Source organism: Streptomyces sp. NPDC005281, from assembly GCF_040607495.1.
Lineage (GTDB): Bacteria > Actinomycetota > Actinomycetes > Streptomycetales > Streptomycetaceae > Streptomyces.
Genome location: NZ_JBEXGX010000020.1, coordinates 169,333 through 194,497 on the forward strand (window position 1 = coordinate 169,333; position 25,165 = coordinate 194,497).

General features: G+C 71.0%; 25 protein-coding genes. 11 read left to right on the top strand and 14 right to left on the bottom strand.

Annotation, left to right across the window (positions count from 1 at the left end):
* Positions 1-58: 58 nt before the first annotated feature.
* Complete coding sequence (locus tag ABZV42_RS27030; protein ID WP_356053910.1) at positions 59-2,095, bottom strand: thioredoxin domain-containing protein; 2,037 nt, start codon at positions 2,093-2,095, stop codon at positions 59-61.
* A 271-nt stretch (positions 2,096-2,366) separates the two neighbouring features.
* Here ABZV42_RS27030 and ABZV42_RS27035 point away from each other — a divergent pair, with 271 nt between their 5' ends.
* Entirely contained in the window at positions 2,367-5,561 is a 3,195-nt protein-coding gene (locus ABZV42_RS27035; RefSeq protein ID WP_356053912.1) for a tetratricopeptide repeat protein, read from the top strand.
* Positions 5,562-5,686: 125 nt separating this feature from the next.
* Here the strand turns inward: ABZV42_RS27035 and ABZV42_RS27040 are convergent, their stop codons facing one another.
* On the bottom strand, positions 5,687-5,950 hold the full coding sequence (locus ABZV42_RS27040; RefSeq protein WP_356053914.1) for a hypothetical protein: 264 nt from the start codon (positions 5,948-5,950) through the stop codon (positions 5,687-5,689).
* A gap of 1 nt (position 5,951) precedes the next feature.
* Positions 5,952-6,833, bottom strand: a complete 882-nt coding sequence (mca, locus tag ABZV42_RS27045) for a mycothiol conjugate amidase Mca (RefSeq protein ID WP_355975714.1) — start codon at positions 6,831-6,833, stop codon at positions 5,952-5,954.
* A 150-nt stretch (positions 6,834-6,983) separates the two neighbouring features.
* Between mca and ABZV42_RS27050 the strand changes: the two genes are divergently transcribed.
* Positions 6,984-7,385, top strand: coding sequence for a DUF4307 domain-containing protein (locus ABZV42_RS27050; protein ID WP_356053916.1), 402 nt, complete (start codon positions 6,984-6,986; stop codon positions 7,383-7,385).
* A 209-nt stretch (positions 7,386-7,594) separates the two neighbouring features.
* Entirely contained in the window at positions 7,595-8,092 is a 498-nt protein-coding gene (greA, locus tag ABZV42_RS27055) for a transcription elongation factor GreA (RefSeq protein ID WP_355975719.1), read from the top strand.
* 78 nt (positions 8,093-8,170) lie between these two features.
* On the opposite strand, the gene ABZV42_RS27060 is transcribed toward greA, so the two are convergent.
* The 3 genes from ABZV42_RS27060 to ilvA form a co-directional block, all read right to left on the bottom strand.
* A complete protein-coding gene (locus ABZV42_RS27060; protein WP_355975722.1) occupies positions 8,171-9,028 on the bottom strand; it encodes an ABC transporter permease in 858 nt (285 codons plus the stop codon).
* On the bottom strand, positions 9,025-10,035 hold the full coding sequence (locus tag ABZV42_RS27065) for an ATP-binding cassette domain-containing protein (RefSeq protein ID WP_356053918.1): 1,011 nt from the start codon (positions 10,033-10,035) through the stop codon (positions 9,025-9,027). The genes ABZV42_RS27060 and ABZV42_RS27065 overlap by 4 nt, the downstream gene beginning before the upstream one ends.
* A gap of 182 nt (positions 10,036-10,217) precedes the next feature.
* Positions 10,218-11,447, bottom strand: a complete 1,230-nt coding sequence (gene ilvA / locus ABZV42_RS27070) for a threonine ammonia-lyase (protein WP_355975728.1) — start codon at positions 11,445-11,447, stop codon at positions 10,218-10,220.
* A gap of 147 nt (positions 11,448-11,594) precedes the next feature.
* On the opposite strand from ilvA, the gene ABZV42_RS27075 reads away from it, so the two are divergent.
* From ABZV42_RS27075 to ABZV42_RS27085, 3 genes are all read left to right on the top strand, one after another.
* Entirely contained in the window at positions 11,595-12,119 is a 525-nt protein-coding gene (locus ABZV42_RS27075; protein WP_356053920.1) for a MarR family transcriptional regulator, read from the top strand.
* Between the two features lie 216 nt (positions 12,120-12,335).
* On the top strand, positions 12,336-12,833 hold the full coding sequence (locus tag ABZV42_RS27080) for a sigma factor-like helix-turn-helix DNA-binding protein (RefSeq protein ID WP_355976137.1): 498 nt from the start codon (positions 12,336-12,338) through the stop codon (positions 12,831-12,833).
* Positions 12,830-13,081: a hypothetical protein gene (locus ABZV42_RS27085; RefSeq protein ID WP_355975734.1), complete on the top strand. Its 252-nt coding sequence runs from the start codon at positions 12,830-12,832 to the stop codon at positions 13,079-13,081. Before ABZV42_RS27080 ends, ABZV42_RS27085 begins: the two co-directional genes overlap by 4 nt.
* A gap of 73 nt (positions 13,082-13,154) precedes the next feature.
* Here ABZV42_RS27085 and ABZV42_RS27090 read toward each other — a convergent pair whose 3' ends face one another.
* Positions 13,155-14,309, bottom strand: coding sequence for a cystathionine gamma-synthase (locus ABZV42_RS27090; RefSeq protein WP_355975737.1), 1,155 nt, complete (start codon positions 14,307-14,309; stop codon positions 13,155-13,157).
* 126 nt (positions 14,310-14,435) lie between these two features.
* Here ABZV42_RS27090 and ABZV42_RS27095 point away from each other — a divergent pair, with 126 nt between their 5' ends.
* Both ABZV42_RS27095 and ABZV42_RS27100 read left to right on the top strand, forming a co-directional pair.
* Complete coding sequence (locus ABZV42_RS27095; protein WP_355975739.1) at positions 14,436-15,554, top strand: hypothetical protein; 1,119 nt, start codon at positions 14,436-14,438, stop codon at positions 15,552-15,554.
* A gap of 395 nt (positions 15,555-15,949) precedes the next feature.
* Positions 15,950-16,507: a YceI family protein gene (locus tag ABZV42_RS27100; protein ID WP_355975742.1), complete on the top strand. Its 558-nt coding sequence runs from the start codon at positions 15,950-15,952 to the stop codon at positions 16,505-16,507.
* A gap of 182 nt (positions 16,508-16,689) precedes the next feature.
* On the opposite strand, the gene ABZV42_RS27105 is transcribed toward ABZV42_RS27100, so the two are convergent.
* From ABZV42_RS27105 to ABZV42_RS27115, 3 genes are all read right to left on the bottom strand, one after another.
* Positions 16,690-16,962, bottom strand: a complete 273-nt coding sequence (locus ABZV42_RS27105) for a hypothetical protein (RefSeq protein WP_356053922.1) — start codon at positions 16,960-16,962, stop codon at positions 16,690-16,692.
* A complete protein-coding gene (locus ABZV42_RS27110; RefSeq protein WP_355975748.1) occupies positions 16,959-17,312 on the bottom strand; it encodes a hypothetical protein in 354 nt (117 codons plus the stop codon). Before ABZV42_RS27110 ends, ABZV42_RS27105 begins: the two co-directional genes overlap by 4 nt.
* 144 nt (positions 17,313-17,456) lie before the next feature.
* Complete coding sequence (locus ABZV42_RS27115; RefSeq protein WP_356053924.1) at positions 17,457-18,050, bottom strand: DUF4291 domain-containing protein; 594 nt, start codon at positions 18,048-18,050, stop codon at positions 17,457-17,459.
* Between the two features lie 481 nt (positions 18,051-18,531).
* Between ABZV42_RS27115 and ABZV42_RS27120 the strand changes: the two genes are divergently transcribed.
* The gene (locus ABZV42_RS27120) at positions 18,532-19,110 is read left to right on the top strand and encodes a DUF4232 domain-containing protein (RefSeq protein WP_356053926.1); all 579 of its coding nucleotides are present in this window, start codon (positions 18,532-18,534) and stop codon (positions 19,108-19,110) included.
* A 145-nt stretch (positions 19,111-19,255) separates the two neighbouring features.
* Here the strand turns inward: ABZV42_RS27120 and ABZV42_RS27125 are convergent, their stop codons facing one another.
* Entirely contained in the window at positions 19,256-19,810 is a 555-nt protein-coding gene (locus ABZV42_RS27125) for a hypothetical protein (RefSeq protein ID WP_356053928.1), read from the bottom strand.
* Between the two features lie 333 nt (positions 19,811-20,143).
* Here ABZV42_RS27125 and ABZV42_RS27130 point away from each other — a divergent pair, with 333 nt between their 5' ends.
* Complete coding sequence (locus tag ABZV42_RS27130) at positions 20,144-21,373, top strand: serine hydrolase domain-containing protein (RefSeq protein WP_355975760.1); 1,230 nt, start codon at positions 20,144-20,146, stop codon at positions 21,371-21,373.
* A gap of 154 nt (positions 21,374-21,527) precedes the next feature.
* Here ABZV42_RS27130 and ABZV42_RS27135 read toward each other — a convergent pair whose 3' ends face one another.
* Positions 21,528-22,571 carry an NAD(P)-dependent alcohol dehydrogenase gene (locus ABZV42_RS27135; protein ID WP_355975763.1) on the bottom strand — a complete coding sequence of 348 codons (1,044 nt, stop codon included), beginning with the start codon at positions 22,569-22,571 and terminating at the stop codon, positions 21,528-21,530.
* Positions 22,572-22,742: 171 nt separating this feature from the next.
* Between ABZV42_RS27135 and ABZV42_RS27140 the strand changes: the two genes are divergently transcribed.
* A complete protein-coding gene (locus tag ABZV42_RS27140; protein ID WP_355975766.1) occupies positions 22,743-23,657 on the top strand; it encodes a helix-turn-helix transcriptional regulator in 915 nt (304 codons plus the stop codon).
* Between the two features lie 22 nt (positions 23,658-23,679).
* Here ABZV42_RS27140 and ABZV42_RS27145 read toward each other — a convergent pair whose 3' ends face one another.
* Entirely contained in the window at positions 23,680-24,450 is a 771-nt protein-coding gene (locus ABZV42_RS27145; RefSeq protein WP_355975769.1) for an antibiotic biosynthesis monooxygenase, read from the bottom strand.
* Positions 24,451-24,612: 162 nt separating this feature from the next.
* Positions 24,613-25,165, bottom strand: a 553-nt coding sequence (locus ABZV42_RS27150) for an ABC transporter ATP-binding protein (RefSeq protein WP_356053930.1), incomplete at its 5' end; no start/stop codon positions are given.

Sequence of the window (25,165 nt, forward strand, 5' to 3'; positions counted from 1 at the left end):
AACCCCCGTCCTCCGCGTGGCGCCCGATCGGATCCCGGGGACCCGGACCCGGCCGGGGTTACGTGTTCCGGCTGTTCAGGGCCTCGCGCAGCCGGTCGGGATCGGTCGTCGGGACGTCACACACGAAGTTGCGGCAGACGTACGCGGCCGGTTTCCCGTCCACCAGCGGGCGGCCGGAGAGCAGCGGCAGCTCGTCACCGCCCGGCTCCCCCACCGCCAGCACGGCCCCCGGCGCGGTGCCCATGAGTGCCGCCCGCCGCAAGGCCGTCGTCGCCGGGTCGCCGCCCTCGCCCACCACCGCGACCTCCCGGGGACCGTCGAGCAGCGCCTCGGCCACGGCGAGCCCCCACCCGATGAAGCGGGGCGCCCGGGGCCCGAGCGCCTTCACGACACCCAGCGCCCGCTCGGCGGCCGTGCGATGGGGCTCGGCGCCGGTCTGCGCGCTGTAGGACAGCAGCGCCCCGGCCGCCGCGCTCCACCCCGAGGGCGTGGCGTTGTCGGTGGGATCCTGCGGCCGGCGGATCAGCCGCTCCGCGTCGGCCGCCGTGTCGTAGAGCGCGCCCGACTCGGTGTCCGTGAACTGCGCGAGGACATGGTCGAGCAGGAACCCGGCGAACTGCAGCCAGACCCCTTCCCCGGTCACGGACGTCAGCGCGAGGAAGCCCTCGGCGACGTCCGCGTAGTCCTCCAACACACCCGCGTGGGCTCCGGCCCGGCCGTCCTTGCTCGTACGGGCCAGCCGCGCCCGGTCGTCCATGTGCAGCCGTACGAGGAGGTCGGCGGCGCCGATCGCGGCCTCCACCAGATCGGGGCGGCCGAAGTAGGCGCCGGTCTCCGCGAGGGCGGCCACCGCGAGCCCGTTCCAGGCGGCGACCACCTTGTCGTCGCGCCCGGGGGCGGGCCGCCCGGCCCTCGACGCGAGCAGCCGCTCCCGCACGGAGGCGATCCTGTCCGCGTCGAAGACACCTTCCTGCTGCGGAAGCTGGAGCACGGAGGCACCCTCCTCGAAGGTGCCCTCCTCGGTGACCCCGAAGTACTGCGCGGCGAGTTCGGCGTCCGCGTCGCCGAGCACCTCACGCAACTGCCCGGGCGTCCACACGTAGTAGGCGCCCTCGACATGCCTGCCGCTGCCGTCGTCACTGTCGGCGTCGAGCGCCGAGGCGAACCCGCCCTCGTTGGTGCGCAGTTCACGCACCATGAAGTCCGCGGTCTCCAGCGCCACCTGCCGGGCGAGCTCGGACCCGGTGGACCGCCAGAGATGGGCGTAGACCCGGCAGAGAAGCGCGTTATCGTAGAGCATTTTTTCGAAGTGCGGGACAACCCACTCGCGGTCGACGGAGTAGCGGGCGAATCCGCCGCCGAGCTGGTCGTAGAGACCGCCGCGCGCCATCCGCTCACAGGTGTCCACGGCCATCTGGAGAGCGCCCTCGGAACCGGTCCGGGCGTGATGGCGCAGCAGGAACTCGATCACCATGGACGGCGGGAACTTGGGCGCCCCGCCGAATCCGCCGCGCGCGGCGTCGTAGTCGCGGGTGAGCCCGAGCAGCGCGCCGGCCAGCTCCTCCTCGCCCGGCACCCGGCTGTCCCCGAAGGACATCTCCCGCTCGGCGAGATCCCTCGTGATCTTCCCCGCGACCTCGGTGACCTCGTCCCGCCGGTCGGCCCAGGCACCGGACACGCCTTCCAGCACCTGCCGGAAGGACGCCATGCCGTGGCGGGGCTCGGGCGGGAAGTAGGTGCCGAAGTAGAAGGGCTCGGCGTCGGGGGTGAGGAACACGGTCATCGGCCAGCCGCCCTGCCCCGTCGCCGCCTGCACCGCCTCCATGTAGACGGCGTCGACGTCGGGCCGTTCCTCGCGGTCGACCTTGACGCTGACGAAGTGTTCGTTCAGATAGGCGGCCGTCTCCGCGTCCTCGAAGGACTCGTGGGCCATGACATGACACCAGTGACAGCTGCTGTAGCCGACGCTGAGCAGAACGGGCCGGTTGCTTCTGCGGGCCTCGTCGAAGGCCTCGGCCGACCACGGCCACCAGTCGACGGGGTTGTCGGCGTGCTGGAGCAGATACGGGGACGTCTCATGGGCCAGTCGGTTCACCCCGCCACTCTCCCACGGCGTCCGGGAGGACGTAGAAGGGCAGGTGCGCCGGGCGTGGCCCGTCGGGGGCATCTTCACGAAGGCGGCCGTACCGGTCGGGCGGCGCCCGTGTCCGCGTACGAGGTCGGGGCGCCGGATCCCGTGTGGCCGAAGGTCCGGCTCCCGTGGCCGGCCCACACGATCGCGGCGAATGATCGACGCCCCCTCGCGCTCGCGTCTTCGCCGAAGGACACTCATAGGCCAGGGAGTTGCTGCCGGAGGGGGACGTGACATGCGGGACGGCCATCGGGCGGAGGCCGAGCGGCTGTTGGTCCGGACCGTCGAGGAGGAGGTGCGCCGCTCAGGGGGGCGCGCGGACGGAGGTGCCCTGCTGACGCGGGCGCGGGCCTCGCTCGACGCGATGGCGGAGACGGCCGCCGAGGAGTACACGGCGTACACGCGGGCGCTGGACGAGTCCGAGGCGGGACGGCAGACCTTCGGGCAACGGTTCGCGCGCGAGGGATCCGGAACTCCCTTACTGGTGGCCGTGGTCGGCGCGCTCGCCGCCGTCGTCACCGACCTGGCCCTCGGCACCGGCACCGGCACGGCGGTGGGCACCGGAGCGACGGTGGCCGTGGCGGGTGCGACGGCCACGGTCCTCAAGGTGACGGCCTCGCACGTGCCCGCCGCGAGCCGCCGCGCCGGGGCGCTCGGCCAGCCCGGCGGCCCCGAGCAGCTGCGCCTCCAGTGGCTGACGGCCATGGAGGTACGGGGCGTCCGCCCGTTCCTCGACCAGCAGCGGGTGCTCAGCGCCACCACCGGCGCCAAGAAGGGTGCACCCCAACTGCGGCGCACCGACAAGAGCGCGGCCGCCCGCCGGCGCAGCGTGCTCGAGCATTCCTTCGGTCAACTGCCGGAACAGGAGGGGCCGTTCACGGGCCGCCGGAGCGAACTGTCACGGATCGCGCAGTGGGTTCACGCGGCCCGGGCGAGCACGGAGACGAAACCGACGGTCGTGGTGCTGCACGGCGCGCCCGGTTCCGGCCGCAGCACGCTGGCGGTCCGGGCGGCGCACGCCCTGAAGGACCAGTTCCGCGGCGCGTGCGTGGTCGACCTGCGGGGCGACAGCCCGGACGATCCGCCGCTCCCCACCCGCGACGCGCTGCTCCATCTGCTGAACCGGCTGGGCGCCCCGCGCGAACAGCTCCTCTTCCGCGAGCGGTCCTCGCAGGACCATCAGGTCAAACGACTGAGCGAGCTGTATCACCAGCATCTGACGGGGCTGCCCGTGACGATCGTGCTGGAAGACGCGAGCGATGCCGAGCAGGTGCGCACCCTGGTCCCCGAGCGCTCCGAGAGCCTGGTCCTGGTCACCGCGCGCAAGCCCTTCGACCTGCCCGCCGGCCTCGCGGCCTGGGTGCACCAGCTGCCCGTGGAGGCGCTGGACGCGGCGGGCTCCGAGGAACTGCTGAGCGCGGCGGCACAGGACGCGTCGGGTCCGTACGACGCCGAATCCGCCGACCGGATACGTGAGTTGTGCGGCGGTCTGCCGCTGGCGCTGCGGGTCGCGGGTTCCTCGCTCGGCCCCCGCACCCCGCGCGCCCTGGCCGGCGACCTCGCGGCCTACGGCCCGGTGGAGCCCGTCGAGCGGGTGCTGTGGCTGCGTTACACGGACCAGTCGGACATGGCACGCCGGCTGCTGCGCCGGCTGGCCCTGGCCGGCCGGGCCTCGCTGGGCGCGGCGGCGGCGGCGTCCCTGCTCGCGACGGACGAGCCCGAGGCGGTCCGTCATCTGACCGCCCTGTCCCGAGCGGGCCTGATCGACCATGTGCGCGGCAGTCGCTACCGCCTGCACGATCTCGTGCGGACCTTCGCCACCGCCCGCCTTCTCGACGAGGAGGAGGCCTCGGAGCGCTCGGCGGCGCAGGAGCGCCTGATCGTGAACTACGCGGAGCTCGCCGACTCGGTGATCCGGCTGGTGGACGGCAAGACGTCGACGCGCGCCGACCAGTTCGGGCCGCAGGGCTTCACCTCCCTGGACGCGGCGCTGCGCTGGCTGGACGACGAGTCGAGCTTCATCACGGCGGCCCTGCGGCACGCGGAGGGGGTGAACCAGGCGGCGGTGCTGCATCTCCTGGGCGCCCTGTGCGACTACTGCCTGCTGCGCGGCGACCTGTACCGGCTGGGTGAGATCAGCGAGCTGACCCAGGCCGTCGACCAGGGGCTCCTGGTCCGCTCGGTGCAGTGGCGCACCGGTATCGCGGCCCGCCAGCTCGGGGAGCTGGACAAGGCGCGGACGACCCTGGCGGCGGTGGTGGACCTGTATTTCGAGGCCCATCACGACGCGGGGGCCGCCCGGGCGCTGTGTTCCCTCGGCATCACGCTGCACCACCAGGGGACCCTCGCCGAGGCGGCGGCCAAACTCCAGGAGGCGATGGATCTTCAGGCGTCACCCGAACTGGCGGCCGACCGTGCCTGGACGATGCACGCGCTGGCGGCGGTGGAGCGCGACAGGTCCCGGCTCGGCCAGGCCCTCGGCCTCCTCACCGAGTCCCTGGTCCTGCACCGCGAGAGCGGCTCGGTGCACGGTGAGGCCTGGGCCCACTTCCAGCTGGGCCAGCTGGGTCTGCGGATGGGCGACGTGCCGCGCGCCGAGCGTGAGCTGCGCGAGGCGCTCGATCTGTACGGCCGTACGCGCGACGCCCGGGGCGAGGCCTGGGCGCTCACCCAGCTGGCCCGCGCCCGGCTCGTCGGGGGCGACCCGTCCGCCGCGGTCGACGGGCTGCGCCAGGCGGCCTCCCGGCATCGCGAGAACGAGGACGCGCGCGGCGAGGCGTGGACGGTCTACTACCTGGGCCAGGCGCTGGAGGAGACCGGCAGCCTGGACCAGGCGGTGCGTGAGCTGGAGCGGTCCCGGACGATGTTCTCGCGCATGCGGGACGTGTACGGGCTGGCCTGTGCCCGTCATCACTCGGCCCGCGTGACCCGCGACCAGCGCGCCGCGCAGACGGGCTCCCTGCGGAACTCGGGCTTCGCCCGTCAGCTCCTGGTCGACGCGCGCGCGGACTTCCAGCGCATCGGGGTGGCTCACGGTGAGGCGTGGACGTGCCTGGAGCTCGCCGTGGTCGACGCGGGCAACGCCCGTACCCAGCAGGCGCTGGTCCTGTGCGACGAGGCCGTCGGTCTGTTCGCCTCGTACGGGGACCGCCGCGGGGAGGACTGGGCCCGCTTCCTGCGCTGCACGCTGCTCCCCTACGCGGCGCCCGGCGGCCATGAGGTGGGCGCCGCGGTGGCCGTGGAGGAGCTGTCGCAGCTCTCGCGGGCGGGGCACGCCACCCGCGACGGCAGGCTGGACGACTTCATCGAGGCGTATCAGTTGCTGCTGGAGCGGGGGGTGGACCTGGACGCCGGCTGGCAGGCCTGGCGCCTGGGCATGGTGCCGGGCCGTCACGCCCGCGATGTGATGGGCGTGACGGTGGTGACGTGAGGGTGGTGACGTGAGCGGGGCGGGTGCGTGAGCGGACGGGTGCATGGTGACGTGCTCACGCCGAATCGCCGCGCCCACGGGGTCCGGTGACCCCGCGGGCGCGGGAACGTCCCGCGGGCGTCGGCTCAGCCCTTCGCGGGGGCGGCCTTCCCGCCGGAGCCGGAGGAGGTGCCGGTGCGTTCCGCGCCGCCGGAGCCCTCCGCCCCGCTCTCGGAGTCCTGCTCGAAGGTGACCTTGCCCATGTGACGGTTCATGGACTTCATCAGGCCCCAGACGGCCAGGGCCATCACCGCGAAGACGATGAAGCCGAGGACGCCGGGGGTGACCTTGTTCTCGTCGACCTCCTTGGCGAGGGGGACGAGGTGCGTCAGTGCCAGGCTTGCGCTCATGTCAGGCATTGTCGCGGATGCCCGCAAAGAGGTCGTCCTCGGGGAGGGATGTGTCCACGAGGGACTTCGCGAGCTCGTACTCCTCGGTGGGCCAGACCTCCCGCTGGATGTCCATGGGGACCTTGAACCAGCCGCCGTCCGGGTCGATCTGCGTGGCGTGCGCGATGAGCGCCTTGTCACGGATCTCGAAGAAGTCCGCGCACGGAACGTGCGTGGTCAGCGTGCGCTCGGCGCGCTCGAACTCGCTCCAGCGCTTCAGCCAGTCCCCGTACGGCGACTCCATCCCGCGGTCCAGGAGCGCGTGGTGCAGCGCCTCGGTGCGCGGGCGGTTGAAGCCCTGGTTGTAGTACAGCTTCCGCGACTGGAACGCCGGGCCGAACTCGGACTCCGGGTACTTCTCGGTGTCCGTCGCGCCCTCGAAGGCCACCATCGTGATCTTGTGGGTCATGATGTGGTCGGGGTGCGGGTAACCGCCGTTCTCGTCGTACGTGGTGATCACCTGCGGGCGGAACGAGCGGATCTGCTTGACCAGCTCGCCGGCCGCCTTGTCGATGTCCTCCAGGGCGAAACAGCCCTCGGGCAGCGGCGGCAGCGGGTCGCCCTCGGGCAGGCCGGAGTCGACGAAGCCGAGCCACTCCTGCTTGACCCCGAGGATCTCGCGGGCCTCGTCCATCTCCTTCTTGCGTACCTCGTGGATGTTCTCCTCGATGTACTTGTCGCCCTGAAGCTTGGGATTGAGGATGGAGCCGCGCTCCCCGCCCGTGCAGGTCACGACCAGCACGTCCACCCCCTCGGACACGTACTTCGCCATGGTGGCGGCGCCCTTGCTCGACTCGTCGTCGGGGTGGGCGTGCACGGCCATCAGTCGCAGCTGGTCAGTCAAGACTCAATCCTCGGTCGGTCGGCTGTCGCCTGAGTAAGTCGGCTGTCGGCGCCCGGCGTGAATCCGCGCTGCGGGCGGCTTCTATAGTGACGGAATCGGGGGGCGAATAATTCCGGGGTCCGCCCCAGGGGCCCGGCCGGGAGGACGATCATGAGTACGGCGAGCGTGCAGCTGCCCGAGGGCCGGTACGGCCGCTCCGCCGACGGGCGCGCCGACCGGAAGCTCAAGATCATCGGCAGCGTGCTGGGAGTCACCCTGATCGGCCTGGTCGGCTGGTTCGGCTACGACTACATCGCCGGGGCCAAGATCAGCGCCCAGGTGATCACCTTCGAGGCGGTCTCGGACAGCGCGGTCGAGGCGCATCTGGAGGTGCGCAAGGACGCGGGTACGAAGGGTTACTGCACGCTGCGGTCGCAGAGCGCGGACGGCGTCGAGGTGGGCCGCGCGGACTTCCGCTTCGACCAGCACTCGTCCCGCCTCGACAAGGTGGTTACCCTGCGTACGACGGCCCGGGGCTCCACCGCGGAACTCCTCGGCTGCCACTCGGGCTGAGCGGCACCGCCGACCCGACCCGCCGCTGCCGGCCAGGGCCGGAAGCACTCCGGACGACCAGCGGCTGACCTGCGTCGATGAAATTCTGATGTCTTATGTCCTCCCCTCAGAGCCGCTGAATTGTTAGGCTCGTGGTTTCGCCCACCCGTGAGAGAACATGCTTCAGGGTAGGGCGATGCTTTGTATCCCAGTACCTACGAGGAGCACCTGTGACCCAGACCAGCGAGAACGTCACCTGGCTGACCCAGGAGGCGTACAACCAGCTCAGGGCCGAGCTGGATCACCTGTCTGGTCCCGCACGCACGGAGATCACCGCCAAGATCGCGGCCGCGCGTGAGGAAGGGGACCTGCGCGAGAACGGCGGGTACCACGCGGCCAAGGAGGAGCAGGGCAAGCAGGAGCTCCGTGTGCGCCAGCTGACCCAGCTCCTGGAGAAGGCCAAGGTCGGCGAGGCCCCCGCGGCGGACGGCGTGGTCGCGCCGGGCATGGTCGTCACCATCGCCTTCGACGGCGACGAGGACGACACCCTGGACTTCCTGCTCGCCTCGCGCGAGTACGCGAGCTCCGACATCGAGACGTACTCCCCGCAGTCCCCGCTGGGCTCCGGCGTGAGCGGCAAGAAGGTCGGCGAGGACGCCCAGTACGAGCTGCCGAACGGCAAGCTCGCCTCGGTGAAGATCCTCAAGGCCGTCCCGTACCAGGGCTGAGCCCAGGACCAGCGACGACGATGCCCCCGGCCGCACGCCGGGGGCATTGCCATGTCCGCGTCGATCGCGGCGATCCCGTCAGGCCGTGGCCGAGCGGTACTTACGGACCGCGAGCGTGCGGAAGACCAGCACGATCAGGACCGAGTAGATCACCGAGGCCCAGATGGAGTGCCGCATGGGCCAGGCGTCGGACGTCGACACCCCCGGGTTGGCGAACAGCACCCGGCACGCCTGCACGGTGGCGCTGAAGGGGTTCCAGTCCGCGACATGCCGCAGCCAGGGGGTCATGTTGCTGGTGTCCACGAACGCGTTCGAGATGAACGTGACCGGGAAGAGCCAGATCAGGCCGCCGGAGGTGGCCGCCTCGGGCGTCCGCACGGACAGGCCGATGAGCGCGCCGATCCAGGTGAACGCGTACCCCAGCAGGAGCAGCAGCCCGAAGGCCCCGAGGACACGGAACGCGTCGGTGCTGCCGTTCGAGCCGACCCGCCAGCCGACCATCAAGGCGACCACCGCGAGGACCAGCAGGGTCAGCGCGGTCTGCACGAGGTCGGCCAGGGTGCGGCCGGTGAGCACCGCGCCCCGCGCCATGGGCAGCGAGCGGAAGCGGTCGATGAGGCCCTTGTGCATGTCGTCGGCGATGCCGGCGCCCGCGCCCGCGGTGGCGAAGGTGACCGTCTGGGCGAAGATGCCGGCCATCAGGAAGTTGGTGTAGTCGGCGGCGCTGGTGCTGCCGCCGATCTTCATGGACCCGCCGAACACATAGGTGAACAGCACCACGAACATGATCGGCTGGATCAGTCCGAAGATGACCATCTCGGGGATCCTGGACATTCTGATCAGATTCCGCTTGGCGATGACCAGGGAGTCCCGGATGGACTGGTAGACCGGGTTCGGGGGTGCCGTGACCTGCACGGCGTCACTGACGGCGCTCACTTCGCGGCCTCCTTCTTGCTCTTGCCGGTCCGGGCGTCCGCCGGCTTGCCGTTCTCCTCGGCCTTCTCCTCGGCCACATGACCGGTGAGCGAGAGGAAGACGTCGTCGAGGGTGGGGCGGCGCAGACCGATGTCGTCGATCTCGATGCCGCGGCTGTCCAGCTCGCGGATCACCTCCGCGAGGAGCTTCGCGCCGCCGGTGACGGGCACGGTGAGCTTGCGGGTGTGCTCCTCGACCGTCGTGTCGCCCTTGCCGAAGCCGCGCAGCACCTCGGAGGCGGTCGCGATGTGCTCGCGCTCGTGCACGACGACCTCGACGCGCTCGCCGCCGGTCTGCGGCTTGAGCTCGTCGGCGGTGCCGCGGGCGATGACACGGCCGTGGTCGACCACGCAGATGTCGTGCGCGAGGTGGTCGGCCTCTTCCAGGTACTGGGTGGTCAGCAGCAGCGTCGTACCGCCGGAGACCAGCCGTTTGATGACGTCCCACAGCTGCTGGCGGTTGCGCGGGTCGAGGCCGGTCGTCGGCTCGTCCATGAACATGACCGGGGGCGACACGACCAGGGCAGCCGCCAGGTCGAGCCGGCGGCGCATGCCGCCGGAGTACGTCTTCGCGGTGCGGTCGGCGGCGTCGGCGAGGTTGAACTGCTCCAGCAGCTCCTCCGCGCGGACCTTCGCGGCCTTCGCCCTCATCTGGTACAGCTGGCCGACCATCTGGAGGTTCTCGCGGCCGGTCAGGTACTCGTCGACCGCCGCGAACTGCCCGGAGAGGCCGACCCTGCGCCGTACGGCGTCGGGATCCTTGAGCACGTCGATCCCCGCGACGACGGCCTTGCCGCTGTCGGGGCGCAGCAGGGTCGTCAGACAGCGGACGGCGGTCGTCTTGCCCGCGCCGTTCGGTCCGAGCAGACCGAGCACGGTGCCCTCCGGGACATCGAGGTCGACGCCGTCCAGAGCCCTTACGTCACCGAAGGTCTTCACCAGGCCTTCGGCGTAGATGGCGCCTGGCATGAGTGTTCTCCACGTCGTTGGGGATTTTTCGGATGTGCGTACTGAGGACTTGTGCACAGCGGGAAAGTCATCGGCCCGGCCCCGTAGGCGCCGATCCGGACACCCACCGTAACGCGATGTATCGCGTCACTCAATGGATTTTCCCCGAGTGGGACAACCGGACCCCGCGGGCGGCTCCGACCTCAGTCGATGACCGTGTACCCCGCCTCGCGCAGCGCCTGGTTCACCTCGGCGCAGTGCTCGTGGCCCTTCGTCTCCAGGTGCAGCTCGACCTCCACCTCCGTGAGCCCGAGCCGGGGATCGGTCCGTACATGGCTCACGTCGAGGACGTTAGCGTCCGCCACTGACAACACCCCGAGAAGCGTGGCAAGGGCTCCGGGCCGGTCGGTGAGCCGCAGCGTGACCGCCAGGTAGCGGCCGCCCGCGGCCATGCCGTGCCGCAGGATGCGCTGCATCAGCAGCGGATCCACGTTCCCTCCCGACAGCAGCGCCACCACCGGGCCCTCGAAGGCGCCGGGATCGCGCAGCAGCGCCGCGACCGAGCTCGCGCCGGCCGGTTCGACGACCAGCTTGGCGCGCTCCAGGCACAGCAGCAGCGCGCTGGACAGGTCGTTCTCGGAGACCGTACGGACCTCGTCGACGAGTTCCTCGATCAACCGGAAGGGCACGTCCCCCGGGCGGCCGACCTTGATCCCGTCGGCCATCGTGGCCGGGTTCTCGATCGACAGCGGCCGCCCGGCCGTGAGCGAGGGCGGGTACGCCGCCGCGCCCTCCGCCTGCACCCCGATGATCCGAACGTCCGGACGCAGCGCCTTCACGGCGACGGCCACGCCCGCCGCGAGCCCGCCGCCGCCGATCCCGAGGACGATCGTGCGCACCTCCGGGCACTGCTCCAGGATCTCCAGGCCCACCGTGCCCTGGCCCGCGATGATGTCGGGGTGGTCGAAGGGGTGGATGAAGACGGCGCCGGTCCGCTGCGCGTACTCCTGCGCGGCGGCCAGAGTCTCGTCGACCACCTGCCCGTGCAGCCTCACCTCCGCGCCGTAGTCACGGGTGGCCGCGACCTTCGGCAGCGGGGCGCCGTCGGGCATGAACACGGTCGAGCGCACGCCGAGCAGCGAGGACGCGAGCGCGACGCCCTGCGCGTGGTTGCCTGCGCTCGCCGCGACGACACCCGCGGCGCGCTCCTCCGGAAGCAGGCCCGCGATCCGCACGTAGGCTCCGCGCAGCTTGAACGATCCCGTCCGCTGGAGGTTCTCGCACTTGAACTGCACCGGGGCCCCGACCAGCTGGGACAGATACCTGCTGCCCTCCATCGCGGTCACCCGCGCCACACCCGAGAGCATCTTCTGCGCGCCGCGCACGTCGTCGAGGGTGACACTGGGAAAGGAGTCAGCCGTGCTGTAGCTCATGACCACCAGTCTCGCAGTTCACACGGGCGCACTTCCGTGGTGACCACGCTGCGAGACTCGGTTTGCGCAGCGCCGGTACGGCCCGTGCCCCGGCCGCGTAACCTGTCCCCCAACCCAGCTCCCCACGCATGAATTGAGCCCCCGGCCATGCCCACTACACCAGAGATGTCGATGGACATGACGACCGTCGGTGACACCGGTCTTCTCGAAGCCCTTCAGCACGAGGTCGCCGTCTTCGCGCGCCGTGCGGAACAGACCCGGCTCGGCGGTGTGGGGCAGGTGCGCAACTCCATGGACCGGGCCGCCTACCTGCTGCTCAACCGCCTCGACAAGGAAGGCCCGATGGGCGTCAAGGCGCTCGCGGCGAGCATGGGCATCGACTCCTCGACGGTCACCAGGCAGGTCGCCCCGCTGGTCGACACCGGCCTCGTCAAGCGCACCTCGCACCCCGAGGACGGACGCGCCGTCGTGCTCCAGCTGTCCCCGCGCGGTCAGTCCCGGCTCGACGAAGTGCGTACGTCCCGGCGTCAGTTGATGGCCGAGCTGACACACGAATGGGCGCCCGAGGAGCGTGAGGTGTTCTGCGCGCTCCTCACTCGCTTCAACACCGCGCTCTCCGCCCGCCAGGCGACCCAGGGCATGCCGACCGTGGAGTCCGAGCCCGCCTCCTGAGCCGCACCCGGTCTCCCCAGGCCCGGCGGTGGGGCCGTGCCCGCCCGGTGTCGCCGGGCCCGCGCACGCCCTCCCGCGCGCGTGCATGTGCGCCGGACTCTTGACCGGAAGGCGCCACCTGGCCTCATATGAGACCGGGTCCTCGTCGTACGGGGTGCGACGGGTCGCACGCGGCCGCGGACCCGTTCTCGGGGTCACCCTCAGGCGGGAGGCATGGTGCGAGAACGGCGTGCCTCCCAGGGCATCCGCCGGGCCCGGGAGTTCGAGGCGTTCGTGGCGGGCGCGGCGGGACGGCTGCTGCACACCGCCACGCTGCTCACCGCGGAGCCCGGGGACGCCAACCCGCGCGCGCGGCGGCTGCTGACGCTGGCGCTCGCCCACACGTACGCCTCCTGGGACCGGCTGCACGGCGAGGATCCCTACGACAGCACCCGCCGCCAGCTGGCCGCGCGTTTCCAGCGCACCGCCTGGCACCAGTACGGGAGCTTCGGGCGCCGGCGCGCCTCCCCCGATCACGTCCTGGCCCGGCTCACGCCCCAGGAACGGCTGATCCTCGTCCTCAGGCTGTACGAGGGGGTCGCCGAGGAGCAGGCGGCGGCCCTGCTCGGGCTTCCCGCGGAACGGGTCGGGGCGATCTGCGCCCGCGCCATGGCGACGCTGCTGCACCCGCCCCGGGGCCCGGCGCCCGCCCGGATGGAGGTGGCGCCGTCATGAACCTGTCGGAGCGCGAGGCGGCCGTACGACGGCTTCTGGAGCAGGGACCGCCATCCGTGGTTCCGCCCGACCTGTACGGCGAGGTCGTGCGCCGCGGCGGACGCATGCTGCGCCGCGGGAAGGCGGTGCGGCGGCTGCTGTGGCTGGTGCTGTTCGGCGCGGTCGTCGTCTTCGCCGTCTGGGCGGCCACGGCCCGCCCCTGGGTGGAGCCGCCGTCGCAGACGACTCCACTCGTGACGGGCTGGTGACCGGCCTCCCCCGTCCGCGGGCGCCGGTGGGTCCGGGCCGCGGGTGGGCGGAGGAGGCCTATGGGCCCGCGGCTCAGCCCAGGGCCTGCTGGAGGTCCTGGAGCAGGTCGTCGATGTTCTCGATGCCCACGGAGATACGGACGAGGTCGGCGGGCACCTCCAGCGCCGAACCGGCGACCGAGGCGTGCGTCATGCGTCCCGGGTGCTCGATCAGGGACTCCACGCCGCCCAGCGACTCACCGAGCGTGAACACCTTGGCGCGGTTGCAGACCTCGACGGCCGCCTCCTCGCCGCCCTCGACCTGGAAGGAGACCATGCCGCCGAACGCCCGCATCTGCTTGGCGGCGATCTCGTGACCGGGGTGCTCGGGGAGACCCGGGTAGAGAACACGCGTCACGCGCGCGTGCCGGGTGAGCATCTCGGCGACCCGGCCCGCGTTCTCGCTGTGCCGGTCCATGCGCACGGAGAGTGTCTTCGTGCCGCGCAGCACCAGCCAGGAGTCGAAGGGCCCGGCGACCGCGCCCATCGCGTTCTGGTGGTACGCCAGCTCCTCGCCGAGTTCCTGGTCACCGGTGATCAGGGCGCCGCCCACGACGTCCGAGTGGCCGCCCATGTACTTGGTCAGGGAGTGCACGACGACGTCCGCGCCGAGCGCGAGCGGCTGCTGGAGGTAGGGGGTCGCGAAGGTGTTGTCGACGACGAGCCGGGCGCCCGCCTCGCGCGCGATCTGCGCGACCACGGCGATGTCCGTGATGCCGAGGAGGGGGTTGGAGGGCGTCTCGACCCAGATCGCCTTGGTCTTCGGGGTGAGGGCGGCCCGTACCGACTCGGGGTCGCTCGTGTCGGCCACCGACCATTCCACGCCCCAGCGGGAGACGACCTTGGCGAAGAGCCGGAAGGTGCCGCCGTAGGCGTCGTTGGGGATCACCACGTGGTCGCCGGGGCTGAGCAGCGTACGCAACAGGCAGTCCTCGGCCGCCAGTCCCGACGCGAACGCGAGGCCGCGGCGACCACCCTCCAGGGCCGCGAGGTTCTCCTCGAGGGCGGTCCTGGTGGGGTTGGCGCTGCGGCTGTACTCGTAACCGCCGCGCAGACCGCCGACGCCGTCCTGCTTGTAGGTCGAGACCTGGTAGATCGGCGGGACGACCGCTCCGGTGAGGGGATCGGCCGTATTGCCCGCGTGGATCGCGAGCGTCTCGAAATGCTGACTGATGTGCCTGTCGCTCATGAGTCCCGAGCGTAGTGCTCTCCGGGAGTTCTTGACGGCGTACGCCCGGGCGAGGGGTGTGCCTTCGCGGAAAGCGTGACGGGACCGGGTTGGCCAATTGTCGGACCCGTCTGGTTCGCTTGAGCCATGGAGATTCTCTGGGTCCTGATGGCGCTGGCCATGTTCAGCCTGGTCCTGCTGCCGGCGCTGCGGCGCATGCGCAACGGTGTGCGGCTGGTGTCGCCCGGCGACCCCGACGCCGCCGACCCCTCGGACTACGGCTTCCTGCGCCAGGAGGAGCTGGACATCCGCATGCCGGGCCCGGACGCGGATCTGCTGAACGTCCTCGACGTGGTGCAGCGGACCGAGGACTACCGCGCGGCCTCACAGCTGCTGGCCGGCACGGAGACCGAGGGCGAGACCCGCTGGCAGCGGGTGCAGGCCTTCGCGGGCGCCGCCTCCCTGGAGCTCCAGCAGCGCCCCGGCGGGGTCAGCGAGACACCCGGCGGCCAGTGGCTGCGCGTGTGGCGTGCCGAGGCTCCCAAAGACGCGGGCGGCGCCTCGGTGCACGCCGAGTTCCTGGTGCAGCAGGCCTGGCGGACGTCGACGCCCGGTACCGACGACTTCCGGATCATCATGGAGGAGGCGCGGTCCGCGTGCGGCGACGCGGCGCTGCTGTCCCCCGGTGACCCGATCCCGTACATCATCGAGCTGTCGGTGGCCCGTGGACTCGGTTACTCCCAGCCGGAGTTCGAGAAGCTCTGGCTGAAGATCCTGGACCGCGCGCCCTCTCACATGGGCGCGCATCTGGCGGCCCTGCACTACTGGTGCGAGAAGTGGCACGGCTCGCGCGAGACGGCGTACGCGTTCGCGGAGGCCGCCGCCGCCCGCGCGCCGCAGGGTTCCCTCCTCGCGGCGATGCCGCTCTTCGCGGTCTTCGAGCACCTCCCCGAGGTGAACCTCGTCCGCAGCTTCTACCAGAGCGAGACCGTCACCAAGGCCGTCCACGGCGCGCTGTACGCCGTCCACGCGGCCCGCCCGGACGACCCGATGCTCGCCCACGTACGCCACCTGCTGATCTGCTTCCTGGTCCGCGGCGAGCGCTGGTCCGAGGCGATGCAGCAACTGGTGCACGTGGACGGCCACGTCGGTGCCCTGCCCTGGACCCTGTACCCCGACCCGGCCGCGGACTACGCGATATACCGGGCCCTGGCGGTGGCGGGCTACGAGGCGAACGGCGGAAGCCCGGCGACGCTGTCGCACTGACGCCGGCACGGGGGGGGCGACGCCGGTTCGGATCGCACTGGGTCACCGGGTCTCCGGGCCACGGGCCGCAGGGCCACCGGGTGTCGGCCCGCGAAGATCCTGCGCAAGACGGTCGAGGCCCGGATCGCCGAGGTCGAGCGCAAGGCGGTCGTCCGCCCGGCCGTGGAGGCCCCGGGCATGGCCGGAGGGTCTCGGGCGGTGCCGGAGGGTCTCGGGCGGTCCCGGAGGGTCCTGGGCGGTCCCGTCGGACCGTACGGTGGCTCAAGATCGTCGGTGAGAGTGGACTCTCCGGTTCCTCCGTGCGTCCGACCAGGCAGGAAGCCGGTCGCGTCCTAGCGTGGGTCCGGCACGATCCGGGCATACCGTCGCCGGGATCCAGGCCTCATGGAGGAACCATGACCACGAGCACCGGCCTCGCCGAACTCACCGGGGACTACGTCCTTGACCCCACTCACACCCGGATCGGCTTCGTCGCCCGCCACGCGATGGTGACGAAGGTCCGCGGCGCGTTCCACCAGTTCGAGGGCGCCGCCCACCTGGACGGCACCGATCCCGCCCGCTCCACCGGCCAAGTGGTGATCAAGGCCGAGAGCATCGCCACCGGCGTCGAACAGCGCGACCAGCACCTGCGTACCAATGACTTCCTCGATGCCCCCAGCTTCCCCGACATCACGTTCCGGAGCACCAAGGTCGAGCCGCGCGGTGACACCGATTTCCGCGTCACCGGCGACCTGACCGTCAAGGACACCACCCGCCCGGTCTCCATCGACTTCGAGTACACAGGCAACGCCGTCGACCCGTACGGCAATCTGCGAGTGGGCCTCGAGGGCTCGGTGACCATCTCGCGCAAGGAGTTCGGCGTGACATGGAACGCGGCCCTGGAAGGCGGCGGCGTACTGGTCGGCGACAAGATCGTCCTGGAGTTCGACATCTCCGCGATCAAGAAGAACTAGGACAGGTCCGAGCAGCGCACCCGTCCACCGCCGCCCGACCGAACCCCAACGAGCCCCCTTCCCGGCCACGGGAGAGGGGGCTCGCCGTCACCCGGTCACCCACGACTCGGTCCACCAGCGGATGCCGTCGGGGTGCAGCGACTGTCGTTTCGGGCCGGGGCGGTCGTGCGATCGTGCAGTCGCTACAAAGCGTCGAACGGGGGAACGATGCGGACGATGATGACGAGTGGCTCGCGCGGGGCCACGAGGAAGTAGAACCATCCGCCCGCGGCGTCCATGCGACGTAGACCGCCTGATCTTGGGCCGTTGCCGAGATCACTGACGTCGACTCCCGTACTGGCGAGGTCGACGAGCTGGCCGGCCAGACGTTCGACTTCCGCCACGACGTAGGCGGGGAGACCGCCTGCCACGTGGTCGTGGTCAGGGTCGTACTCCCAGTGCCAGTCCGCGCTCACCGGATGGTGAGACCGACGGCCGCGTGGGCTTCGTCGAGAAGTCGTCCGATCTCGGCGGCGGCCTGTCGTGCCTGCGTGGCGTCGCCCGCCACAGCGGTGTCCTCCCAGCGGCGGAAATCCGCTGCCAGAGTGGGCTGGCGCTGGATATGGACATAGATGGCCCACTGGGTGATGAATCGCCGGAGAGGGGCGAGATCGGAGCCCTGCCGGGACTGGTCGGCCGCCTGGTCCAGCTCCCGCGTGAAGGCGGGGAGCGAGGCGGGCGCGATCTGGCTGATGGCCTGCCGAAGCGTGGCGACCGTTGCAGGCGGCTGAGGGATGAGCGGCTGCTCAGCGGCTGGGGTGGTCATGGCTGCTCCCATGGGCGCGATTCTGTCCCACGGCTCAGCCTATCGGGCAGGAGCACTTTCGCTCCGCTCGAACGAGTGAGGCAGAAGCGATTCGGCCGGCGCCCCGACCGGTCGGGGGGCGGGAGGTCGGGTGAGCGCGTTCCCTCATCCCCGGAGGTGGGCGATGAGTTCGTCCTGGCCGGCATAGGGGGCTTCCTGGGGCAGCAGTCGGGCGGCCGCGTCCAGGTCGCCGCCCCTGACGCGGGCGTGGACCTCGCGGGCGAGCGGGGTGACGTCGCGGATGGCGACCGTCCACTCATCCGCGTAGCGTCGCGCGGCCTCACCGGAGAGGCCGAGTTGCAGGGACCGGTACGGCAAGGCCTGGAGCCGCAGGTCCCGCTCGGGATCCCACTGAACGCGCGCGGGCGCCGTGCTCAACTCACGCTTCCAGGCGTCCCGGCTCTCGTGCAGCCCGCGTACGTAGTGCGACATGCACGCGTTGCGCAACGCCCACTCGAAGCCGGCCCGCCTGATCTCGACAGCCAGAACGGTCTCCTGCCCTTCCTTCGTCCCCCAGCCGCAGCGATACATCATCCACAGGAAGCTGGGCTTGATCCACGTCATTCGATGCCGCAGCCACACGGAGGGAAAGCGTCCGTCGCGGGCGGCGGGCAGCCCGATCTCGGGGCGGTAGGCCTGGTAGACGGTGATCGTGGACGCGGTGTGGAGCGCACGGATCCTGCGGGGCGGTTCTTCCATGGCGTACAGCGTGGGCCCGGTCGGCACAAGTGGCCACCGATTTTCGACCGCTGCCCGCCGCGACGAAACCAACCAGCCCGAGGAGCACGCGAGTTGCCGGCCTCACGGCCGCCCTCGGTGACCACCAGGACCTGCCTGCCCGCCGGGATCGGAAGTGACGGCGCGTCCGCGACCGCGACGTGATCGACGAAACCCCGTGACCGGCCGTCGGCCTGACGGGGTGCCGGATCCCAGAGGCATCCCAGGATTGCTTGTTCATGCAGGTCGTCGGGGGTGGGATCGTTCCAGCGTCCCGGATCGGGCGGTGGCTGTTGTCCCGGGCTCAAGGCGCGTCCGATGCTTTGGGTGTCGCACCGGTTGAAGCGGCCGACCGCCCGGTAGCGCCACGACACCCCGGCTCACCCGTCCACTGGGACACCCGTCTCTTCGGGTACCCGGAATGCGCGTGCGACCCGATACCGATCAGAAAAGGAACACGCTGATGAACGTGAAGTCCCTTACGGGCCGTGCGGCCGTGGCCGCGGGTCTCGTCCTGGCTCTCGGGTGCGGTGTGTCGGCCCAGGCCTCCACCGCCGGGCCGCGGACCCTCGGCGGAAAGGCCAGGGCCACCACCGTCCCCGCCTGCTCCCAGAAGAACCTCGGGGTTTCCGCCGTGAAGGAGCCCGCGGACAGCAAGGACGCCAGGCACCTTCTCCTCATCGTCCAGAACGCCGGCGACAAGAAGTGCAACCTCTACCGCTACCCCCTCGTGCGGCTCGGTGCCGACGCCCGGACCACGGTCCCCGTGATCAAGGACAGCGACCCGGACCCGGGGGTGCCCGTCACCCTCGCTCCGGGTCAGGAGGGGTACGCCGCTCTGCTCGTCAGCGGCGGCGCCAGGGACGAGTACCCGGCGAAGAGCATCACACTCAATCTCCAGGGCCGTCAGCCCGGCAGCGGAGCCGGCAAGGCGATCGATGTCCCCATGCCCGTCAAGACGTTGTACGCGGACGACGGTCAGCTCGTCACCTACTGGACGACCGCTTCCGGTTACGCCCTGGACTTCATCATGTCCAAGTGACGGACCTCGATCGCGACCGCTTCCCGGCGGCCGGCCGGCACGCTCACCCGGCCGCTTGAACACGAAGCTCCGCTGGTGAGGAGGCGACGGCCAAGTCGCCCTGAACCACCGGAGCTTCGAGCTGCCGCCGGCCCGCCGCCGCAGGTCAGCCCCGACCTCGTAACGCCCCGACGACTCCCACCACTCCGCCGATGAACGCGCTGGTCAGCATCGCGGCGACCAGCACGCCGAGCAGGATCAGCAGCACGCGGGGGCTGCCGCGCGAGCCCGCCGGGCCGCGCACGGTCGCGGCACCCAGGACCAGCACCACCAGGCCGAGCAGGGAGACCGCCAGCCACCCGAACGCGGCACCCGCGCCGGTCTGTTCATAGCCGTCGGAGGACGTCCGGCGCAGTGCGACCGTGTCTCCGACGGGCAGGTCGCTGTCGATCGTGGCCCCGGGGTCCACCACCGTCCCGTCGTCGGAACGGAAGACACCGTGGCAGTGCGGATACCTGTGGCCTCCGGCCTCGCTCCAGGTGCAGGTCTCGACCTTGAGGTGACCGGACCTGCCCGCCACGCCGGTGGCGTAGGCGAGATGTGTCACCGAGAGCCAGGTGACGATCGTGCCCACGGCGAACAGAGCGGCGGTCAAGAGCAGCCGCCGGCCCGCCGCCGTCACCTCCCGGGCCGTTTCCCGGCGGTTCGTCCGTCCCCTCATCCCGACCCCCGCTCCCCCTCCCGGGCCGGCCCTTGGACCAGCCCCCGGACCGGCCACCACTGCCGGACCAGCTCCCGGGCCTGCTCCCGGACCACGCCTGTCCCGATCTCTACGACGTACAGCAGACCCACGAGTTCGCCCGATGGTTGCGGCCGACGGCCGCGCCGCGCCACCGTCCACCGCGCCACCGTGGCTCCGTCCTCCGTGGCTCCGATCGAGTGGACTTGCCGGAACGTTGATCGGACCGGAGCTCCTGCCGGGGGCGCGGATGGTGGTGTTGCCGTCTGTTCCCGTGTCCCCGTGACCTGGATCCGATCCGGAAGAGGCGCCCCCATGCGACGTACCTCCTACCGCCGTCCGTTCGCCGCGGCCCTGCTCGCGGCGTCCGTGCTGGCCCCGATGACAGCGACCCCAGCCGCGGCCCTCCACCCGACGGGCCTGCGCGCAAGCGGCACCCACGCCGTGGACACCGGCGGATACGGCAGGGACGACGACGCGCGCGACAGTCTGAGCCCCCGGCTGAGCGCCCGGCTGGACAAGGCCATCGCCGACGTCCGCCGGCAGGCCAGCATTCCCGGTGTCGTCGTCGGACTGTGGATGCCCGGCAAGGGGAACTACGTCCGCGCGACCGGTGTCGCGAACACCGCCACCCGTCAGCCGATGTCGGTCGACTCCTACGTCCGGATCGGCAGCGAGACCAAGACGTTCACCGTCACCGCGCTGCTCGAACTCGTCGACCAGCACCGGATCCGGCTGGACGACCCGATCTCCAAGTACATCCGGGGCGTACCGAACGGACGTCACATCACGCTGCGCCAGCTCGCCGAGATGCGCAGCGGACTGTTCCCGTACACCTCCGACGCGGGCTTCGAGAACGACCTGCTCAGCAACCCGCAGCGCGTCTTCACCCCGCGGGAACTGCTCGCGTACGGGTACAAGCACCCCAACACCTTCGCGCCCGGCACGCAGTTCGAGTACTGCAACTCCAACCTCATCCTGCTGGGCCTGGTCATCGAGAAGGTCAGCGGTCACAAGCTCCGTGACGTCATCGACAGGCGGGTCCTGCGCCCGGCCCACCTGCGCCACACGCTCTTCCCGAAGGGGAACGAGTTCCCCGAGCCGCACCCGCAGGGCTACACCGACCAGACGCTGACCGGAGCGACCGCCAACGCCACGAACTGGAACCCGAGCTGGGCCTGGGCGGCCGGTGCGATGATCTCGAACCTGCGTGACCTGCGGCACTGGGCCAAGGTCGTCGCCACGGGCACCCTGCTCAGCCCCGAGACCCAGGCACAGCGCCTCAAGACGCTGCCGACCGGCTTCCCCGGGACGACGTACGGCCTCGGCATCTTCAACGCCAGCGGATGGATCGGGCACAACGGCTCCCTGCCGGGCTACGAGACCGTGACCGTCTATCTGCCCTCGAAGAAGGCCACCCTGGTCATCATGCTCAACACCGACAGCACCTACCAGGGCCAGGAGCCTTCCACGCTGGTCGCCAGGGCCGTCACCCAGATCGTCACCCCGGACAACGTCTACGCCGGCGCGGTCGTCGGACGCTGAGGCCGCCCGGCCCGGGTCTCCCGGACGCCCGCGCGGCCCGGTGGCCCGGGCCGCCCGGAAGCGGAGAGCCGTGACGGTGGAGAGCCGTGACACGAGAGCGCCGCCGTGGTCGTACGACCGCGGCGGCGCTCTCGTCGGCCATGCAGGTGCGGAGCTACTGGATCGTGGCCGCGTCGATCACGAAGCGGTAGCGGACGTCGCTCGCCAGCACGCGCTCGTACGCCTCGTTGATCCCGGACGCCTCGATCAGCTCGATCTCGGCGCCGAAGCCGTGCTCGGCGCAGAAGTCCAGCATCTCCTGGGTCTCCCGGATGCCGCCGATGCCGGAGCCCGCGAGGGTCTTGCGTCCGCCGATCACCGAGAACAGGTTGAGCCGGACCGGCTCCTCGGGCGCGCCCACGTTCACGAAGGCGCCGTCCGTGCGCAGCAGGGCGAGGTAGGCGTCCAGGTCCAGCGGGGCGGAGACGGTGGACAGGATCAGGTCGAAGGTGCCGCGCAGCGCCTTGAACGTCTCGGGGTCGCTGGTGGCGTGGTAGTGGTCGGCACCCAGCTTCAGGCCGTCGTCCTTCTTGCGCAGCGACTGGGAGAGGACCGTGACCTCGGCGCCGAGCGCGTGCGCGATCTTGACGCCCATGTGGCCGAGACCGCCCATGCCGAGGACGGCGACCTTCTTGCCGGGGCCGGCGTTCCAGTGCTTGAGCGGGGAGTACGTGGTGATGCCGGCGCAGAGCAGCGGCGCGGCGACGTCGAGGGAGATGCCGTCGGGGATGCGCAGGGTGTAGTTCTCGTCGACGACGATCTTCTCGGAGTAGCCGCCGTAGGTGGGCTCGCCGTCCTTGCCGACGGAGTTGTACGTGCCCACACCGCCGCCGGTGCAGTACTGCTCGAGACCGGCCGCGCAGTTGTCGCACTCGCGGCAGGAGTCGACCAGGCAGCCGACGCCCACACGGTCGCCGACCTTGAACCTGGTGACGCCGGATCCGACCTCGGACACGATGCCGGCGATCTCATGGCCCGGCACCATCGGGAAGGCCGCCTTGCCCCAGCCCTCGCGGGCCTGGTGGATGTCGGAGTGGCAGATGCCGGCGAACTTGATGTCGATCAGGACGTCGTGCTCCCTGACCTCGCGTCGCTCGATGGTGGTGCGCTCCAGCGGAGCCTTGGCGGCGGGAGCGGCGTACGCAACGACAGTGGTCATGCCGGGGTTCTCCTCGGGAGGGGGGTAGGTGCCCGGCTGTCTCGCGTCGGGCACGGCGTCCAGCCTGCCCGATCCCCCGGGTTTCACCCAGGCCACGGCTCTGCGTACGTTCGCCGGTCCTACCACTGGCGGGGTCAGGCTCCGTGTCGTACGACCGTTGATACTGGACGTATGGATGAACAGCCCTCCGTGGGGCCCGCCGGTGAGGCGGCCCACTCCCTCGACCGGCGCGCCGAGCTGAGCGAGTTCCTGCGCAGCCGCCGTGCCCGGCTGAAGCCGGAGGACGTCGGGATGCCCGACTTCGGGCGGCACCGCCGGGTACCCGGACTGCGCCGCGAGGAGCTGGCCCAGCTTGCCGGGGTGTCCGTCGCCTACTACACGCGCCTCGAGCAGGGGCACGGACGCAATGTGTCGGCGGAGGTGCTGGACGCCATCGCGCGGGCCCTGCGGCTGACGGATGCCGAGCACAACCACCTCACGCACCTCGCGAAGCCCAAGCAGCACAAGAAGAAGCAGACGGCCAGGCCGCAGCAGGTCCGCGGCTCCCTGCGCCAGCTGCTGGACACGCTGGACGGCGTCCCGGCGTACATCACCGGACGGCGCTCCGACGTGCTCGTCTGGAACCGGATGGCCGCGGCCGTCTTCGGGGACTGGTCGGAGCTGCCGCCGCAGGAGCGCAACTGGGCGCGGATGGTCTTCCTGAGGCCCGAGTACCGGGACCTGTTCGTGGAGTGGGAGCAGAAGGCGATCGACATCGTCTGCATGCTGCGCATGGACGCGGGCTGTCATCCGGACGATCCGCGGCTGTCCGCGCTGGTCGGGGAGCTGTCGGTGAAGAGCGAGGACTTCCGGCGGCTGTGGGCGACGCACGACGTCAAGGAGAAGAGCCACGGGGTGAAGCTGCTGAGGCATCCGCTGGTGGGCGACCTCGCGTTGCAGTTCGAGTCGTTCCGGCTGATCGGCGACAGCGAGCTGGCGCTGGTGACCTATCACGCGGAGCCGGAGTCGAGCTCGGCTCAGGCGCTGCGGCTGCTGGCTTCGTGGGGAACGGACGCGACCCGCGCGGGCTCGTCCTCACCCCGGTGACCCTCCTCCCTGACACCCCGGCTCACGGCTGATAGGGCGGGGCGGCTCCCCACGTCCATTTCGGTACGGGCTGCTCCGCGGGCGGTGTCGCGTCCGGGCCTGAGTAGTACACGGCGAGCCTCGTGCCCCACTCGGTGTACGCGAGGAAGGCGGAGCGGAACTCGGCGTCGGTGGGAAGCCCCGCGTCGTCGGCGGCGTCCTGGATCAGGTTGACCCAGCGGCGGCGCTGGACCTCCGTGATGCCCTTGCCGAGGTGCTTGGCGACCATGTGGCCGTGACCGCCCTGGGCCTCGGAGTAGGCCGGCGGCCCGCCGAAGACCTCGCCGAGCCAGAGGGCGACATGGGCGGCGTGTTCGGGCGCGAGGTCCGCGAACAGGGGCGCCAGGAGATCGTCCTTGAGCACCTTGTCGTAGAACGCCTCGGTGAGGCGGGAGAAGGCCTCGGTGCCGCCCGCCCAGGCGTACAGCGTGGGCACGGAGGCGCCCCGGCCGCGCACCGACGTCGGCTTGTAGTGGCGCATCTCCTCGATGCTGCCGATGTACGGGCGGATCTCGGCGAGGAAGTCGGTGAAGAGCTCGGAGGTGCGGAAGCCCTCGATGTGGTCCTCGGTCGAGGTCCAGGTGATCCTCAGGATGTAGTGCTCGAAGTCCTCCTCGCAGCGCGCGAGTTCGTAGTCGACGCACTGCGGGGCCGCGGCGAGCTGCACGGCGGCACGGGTGTAGGCGGCCAGGAACTCGGCCGACTGTTCCTCGGGAATGCGGTACCGGATGTATTCGACTGTCGAGACGGTCATGCCCCCACACAAACACGGAAGGGCCACCGGAGGCTCTCTTTCCGGTGGCCCTTTCGCTGCGGGCTCATTCCGCGCCCTCACCGCGGGCTCGCTCCGCGCCACGCGCGACGATCTCCGCCTCCGCGCGACGGGCCGGTGCGACGGGCCGCGGTTCCGCTGCCGCTACGCTCCCGCGTTCTCCTTGACGGTGATCTTCCCCTTGCGGATCGTCGCGACGCGCGGGGCCTTCTTCGCGATCGAGGAGTCGTGCGTGACCATGATGAAGGTCAGCCCGTGCTCCTTCCACATGGCTTCGAGCACGTCCATGATCTCGTCGCGCATGGACTCGTCGAGGTTGCCGGTCGGTTCGTCGGCGAGCAGCACCTTGGGCTGCTTGACCAGGGCGCGGGCGATCGCGACCCGCTGCTGCTGGCCGCCCGACAGCTCGGCGGGCAGATGTCCGAGCCGTTCGGCGAGCCCGACGGACTCCAGGGCCGCGGCGGCCCGCCCACGCCGTTCCTTCGCCTTGACACCGAGCGGTACGAGCGCGGTCTCGACGTTCTCCTGGGCGGTGAGCGTGGGGATCAGGTTGAAGCTCTGGAAGACGAAGCCGATGTTCTCGCTGCGCACCCTGGTGAGCTTCGCCTCGGACAGCTTGGCCATGTCGGTGCCGTCGAGTTCGACGCTGCCCGCGGTGGGACGGTCGAGCCCGCCGAGCATCTGGAGCAGGGTGGAC

Excerpts from the sequence above, each read along its gene's own strand:
- ABZV42_RS27035 (WP_356053912.1), top strand. The coding sequence starts at position 2,367 with ATGCGGGACGGCCATCGGGCGGAGGCCGAGCGGCTGTTGGTCCGGACC.
- ABZV42_RS27040 (WP_356053914.1), bottom strand. The coding sequence starts at position 5,950 with ATGAGCGCAAGCCTGGCACTGACGCACCTCGTCCCCCTCGCCAAGGAG.
- ABZV42_RS27050 (WP_356053916.1), top strand. The coding sequence starts at position 6,984 with ATGAGTACGGCGAGCGTGCAGCTGCCCGAGGGCCGGTACGGCCGCTCC.
- ABZV42_RS27065 (WP_356053918.1), bottom strand. The coding sequence starts at position 10,035 with ATGCCAGGCGCCATCTACGCCGAAGGCCTGGTGAAGACCTTCGGTGAC.
- ilvA (WP_355975728.1), bottom strand. The coding sequence starts at position 11,447 with ATGAGCTACAGCACGGCTGACTCCTTTCCCAGTGTCACCCTCGACGAC.
- ABZV42_RS27075 (WP_356053920.1), top strand. The coding sequence starts at position 11,595 with ATGCCCACTACACCAGAGATGTCGATGGACATGACGACCGTCGGTGAC.
- ABZV42_RS27085 (WP_355975734.1), top strand. The coding sequence starts at position 12,830 with ATGAACCTGTCGGAGCGCGAGGCGGCCGTACGACGGCTTCTGGAGCAG.
- ABZV42_RS27090 (WP_355975737.1), bottom strand. The coding sequence starts at position 14,309 with ATGAGCGACAGGCACATCAGTCAGCATTTCGAGACGCTCGCGATCCAC.
- ABZV42_RS27095 (WP_355975739.1), top strand. The coding sequence starts at position 14,436 with ATGGAGATTCTCTGGGTCCTGATGGCGCTGGCCATGTTCAGCCTGGTC.
- ABZV42_RS27100 (WP_355975742.1), top strand. The coding sequence starts at position 15,950 with ATGACCACGAGCACCGGCCTCGCCGAACTCACCGGGGACTACGTCCTT.
- ABZV42_RS27110 (WP_355975748.1), bottom strand. The coding sequence starts at position 17,312 with ATGACCACCCCAGCCGCTGAGCAGCCGCTCATCCCTCAGCCGCCTGCA.
- ABZV42_RS27115 (WP_356053924.1), bottom strand. The coding sequence starts at position 18,050 with ATGGAAGAACCGCCCCGCAGGATCCGTGCGCTCCACACCGCGTCCACG.
- ABZV42_RS27120 (WP_356053926.1), top strand. The coding sequence starts at position 18,532 with ATGAACGTGAAGTCCCTTACGGGCCGTGCGGCCGTGGCCGCGGGTCTC.
- ABZV42_RS27125 (WP_356053928.1), bottom strand. The coding sequence starts at position 19,810 with ATGAGGGGACGGACGAACCGCCGGGAAACGGCCCGGGAGGTGACGGCG.
- ABZV42_RS27130 (WP_355975760.1), top strand. The coding sequence starts at position 20,144 with ATGCGACGTACCTCCTACCGCCGTCCGTTCGCCGCGGCCCTGCTCGCG.
- ABZV42_RS27135 (WP_355975763.1), bottom strand. The coding sequence starts at position 22,571 with ATGACCACTGTCGTTGCGTACGCCGCTCCCGCCGCCAAGGCTCCGCTG.
- ABZV42_RS27140 (WP_355975766.1), top strand. The coding sequence starts at position 22,743 with ATGGATGAACAGCCCTCCGTGGGGCCCGCCGGTGAGGCGGCCCACTCC.
- ABZV42_RS27145 (WP_355975769.1), bottom strand. The coding sequence starts at position 24,450 with ATGACCGTCTCGACAGTCGAATACATCCGGTACCGCATTCCCGAGGAA.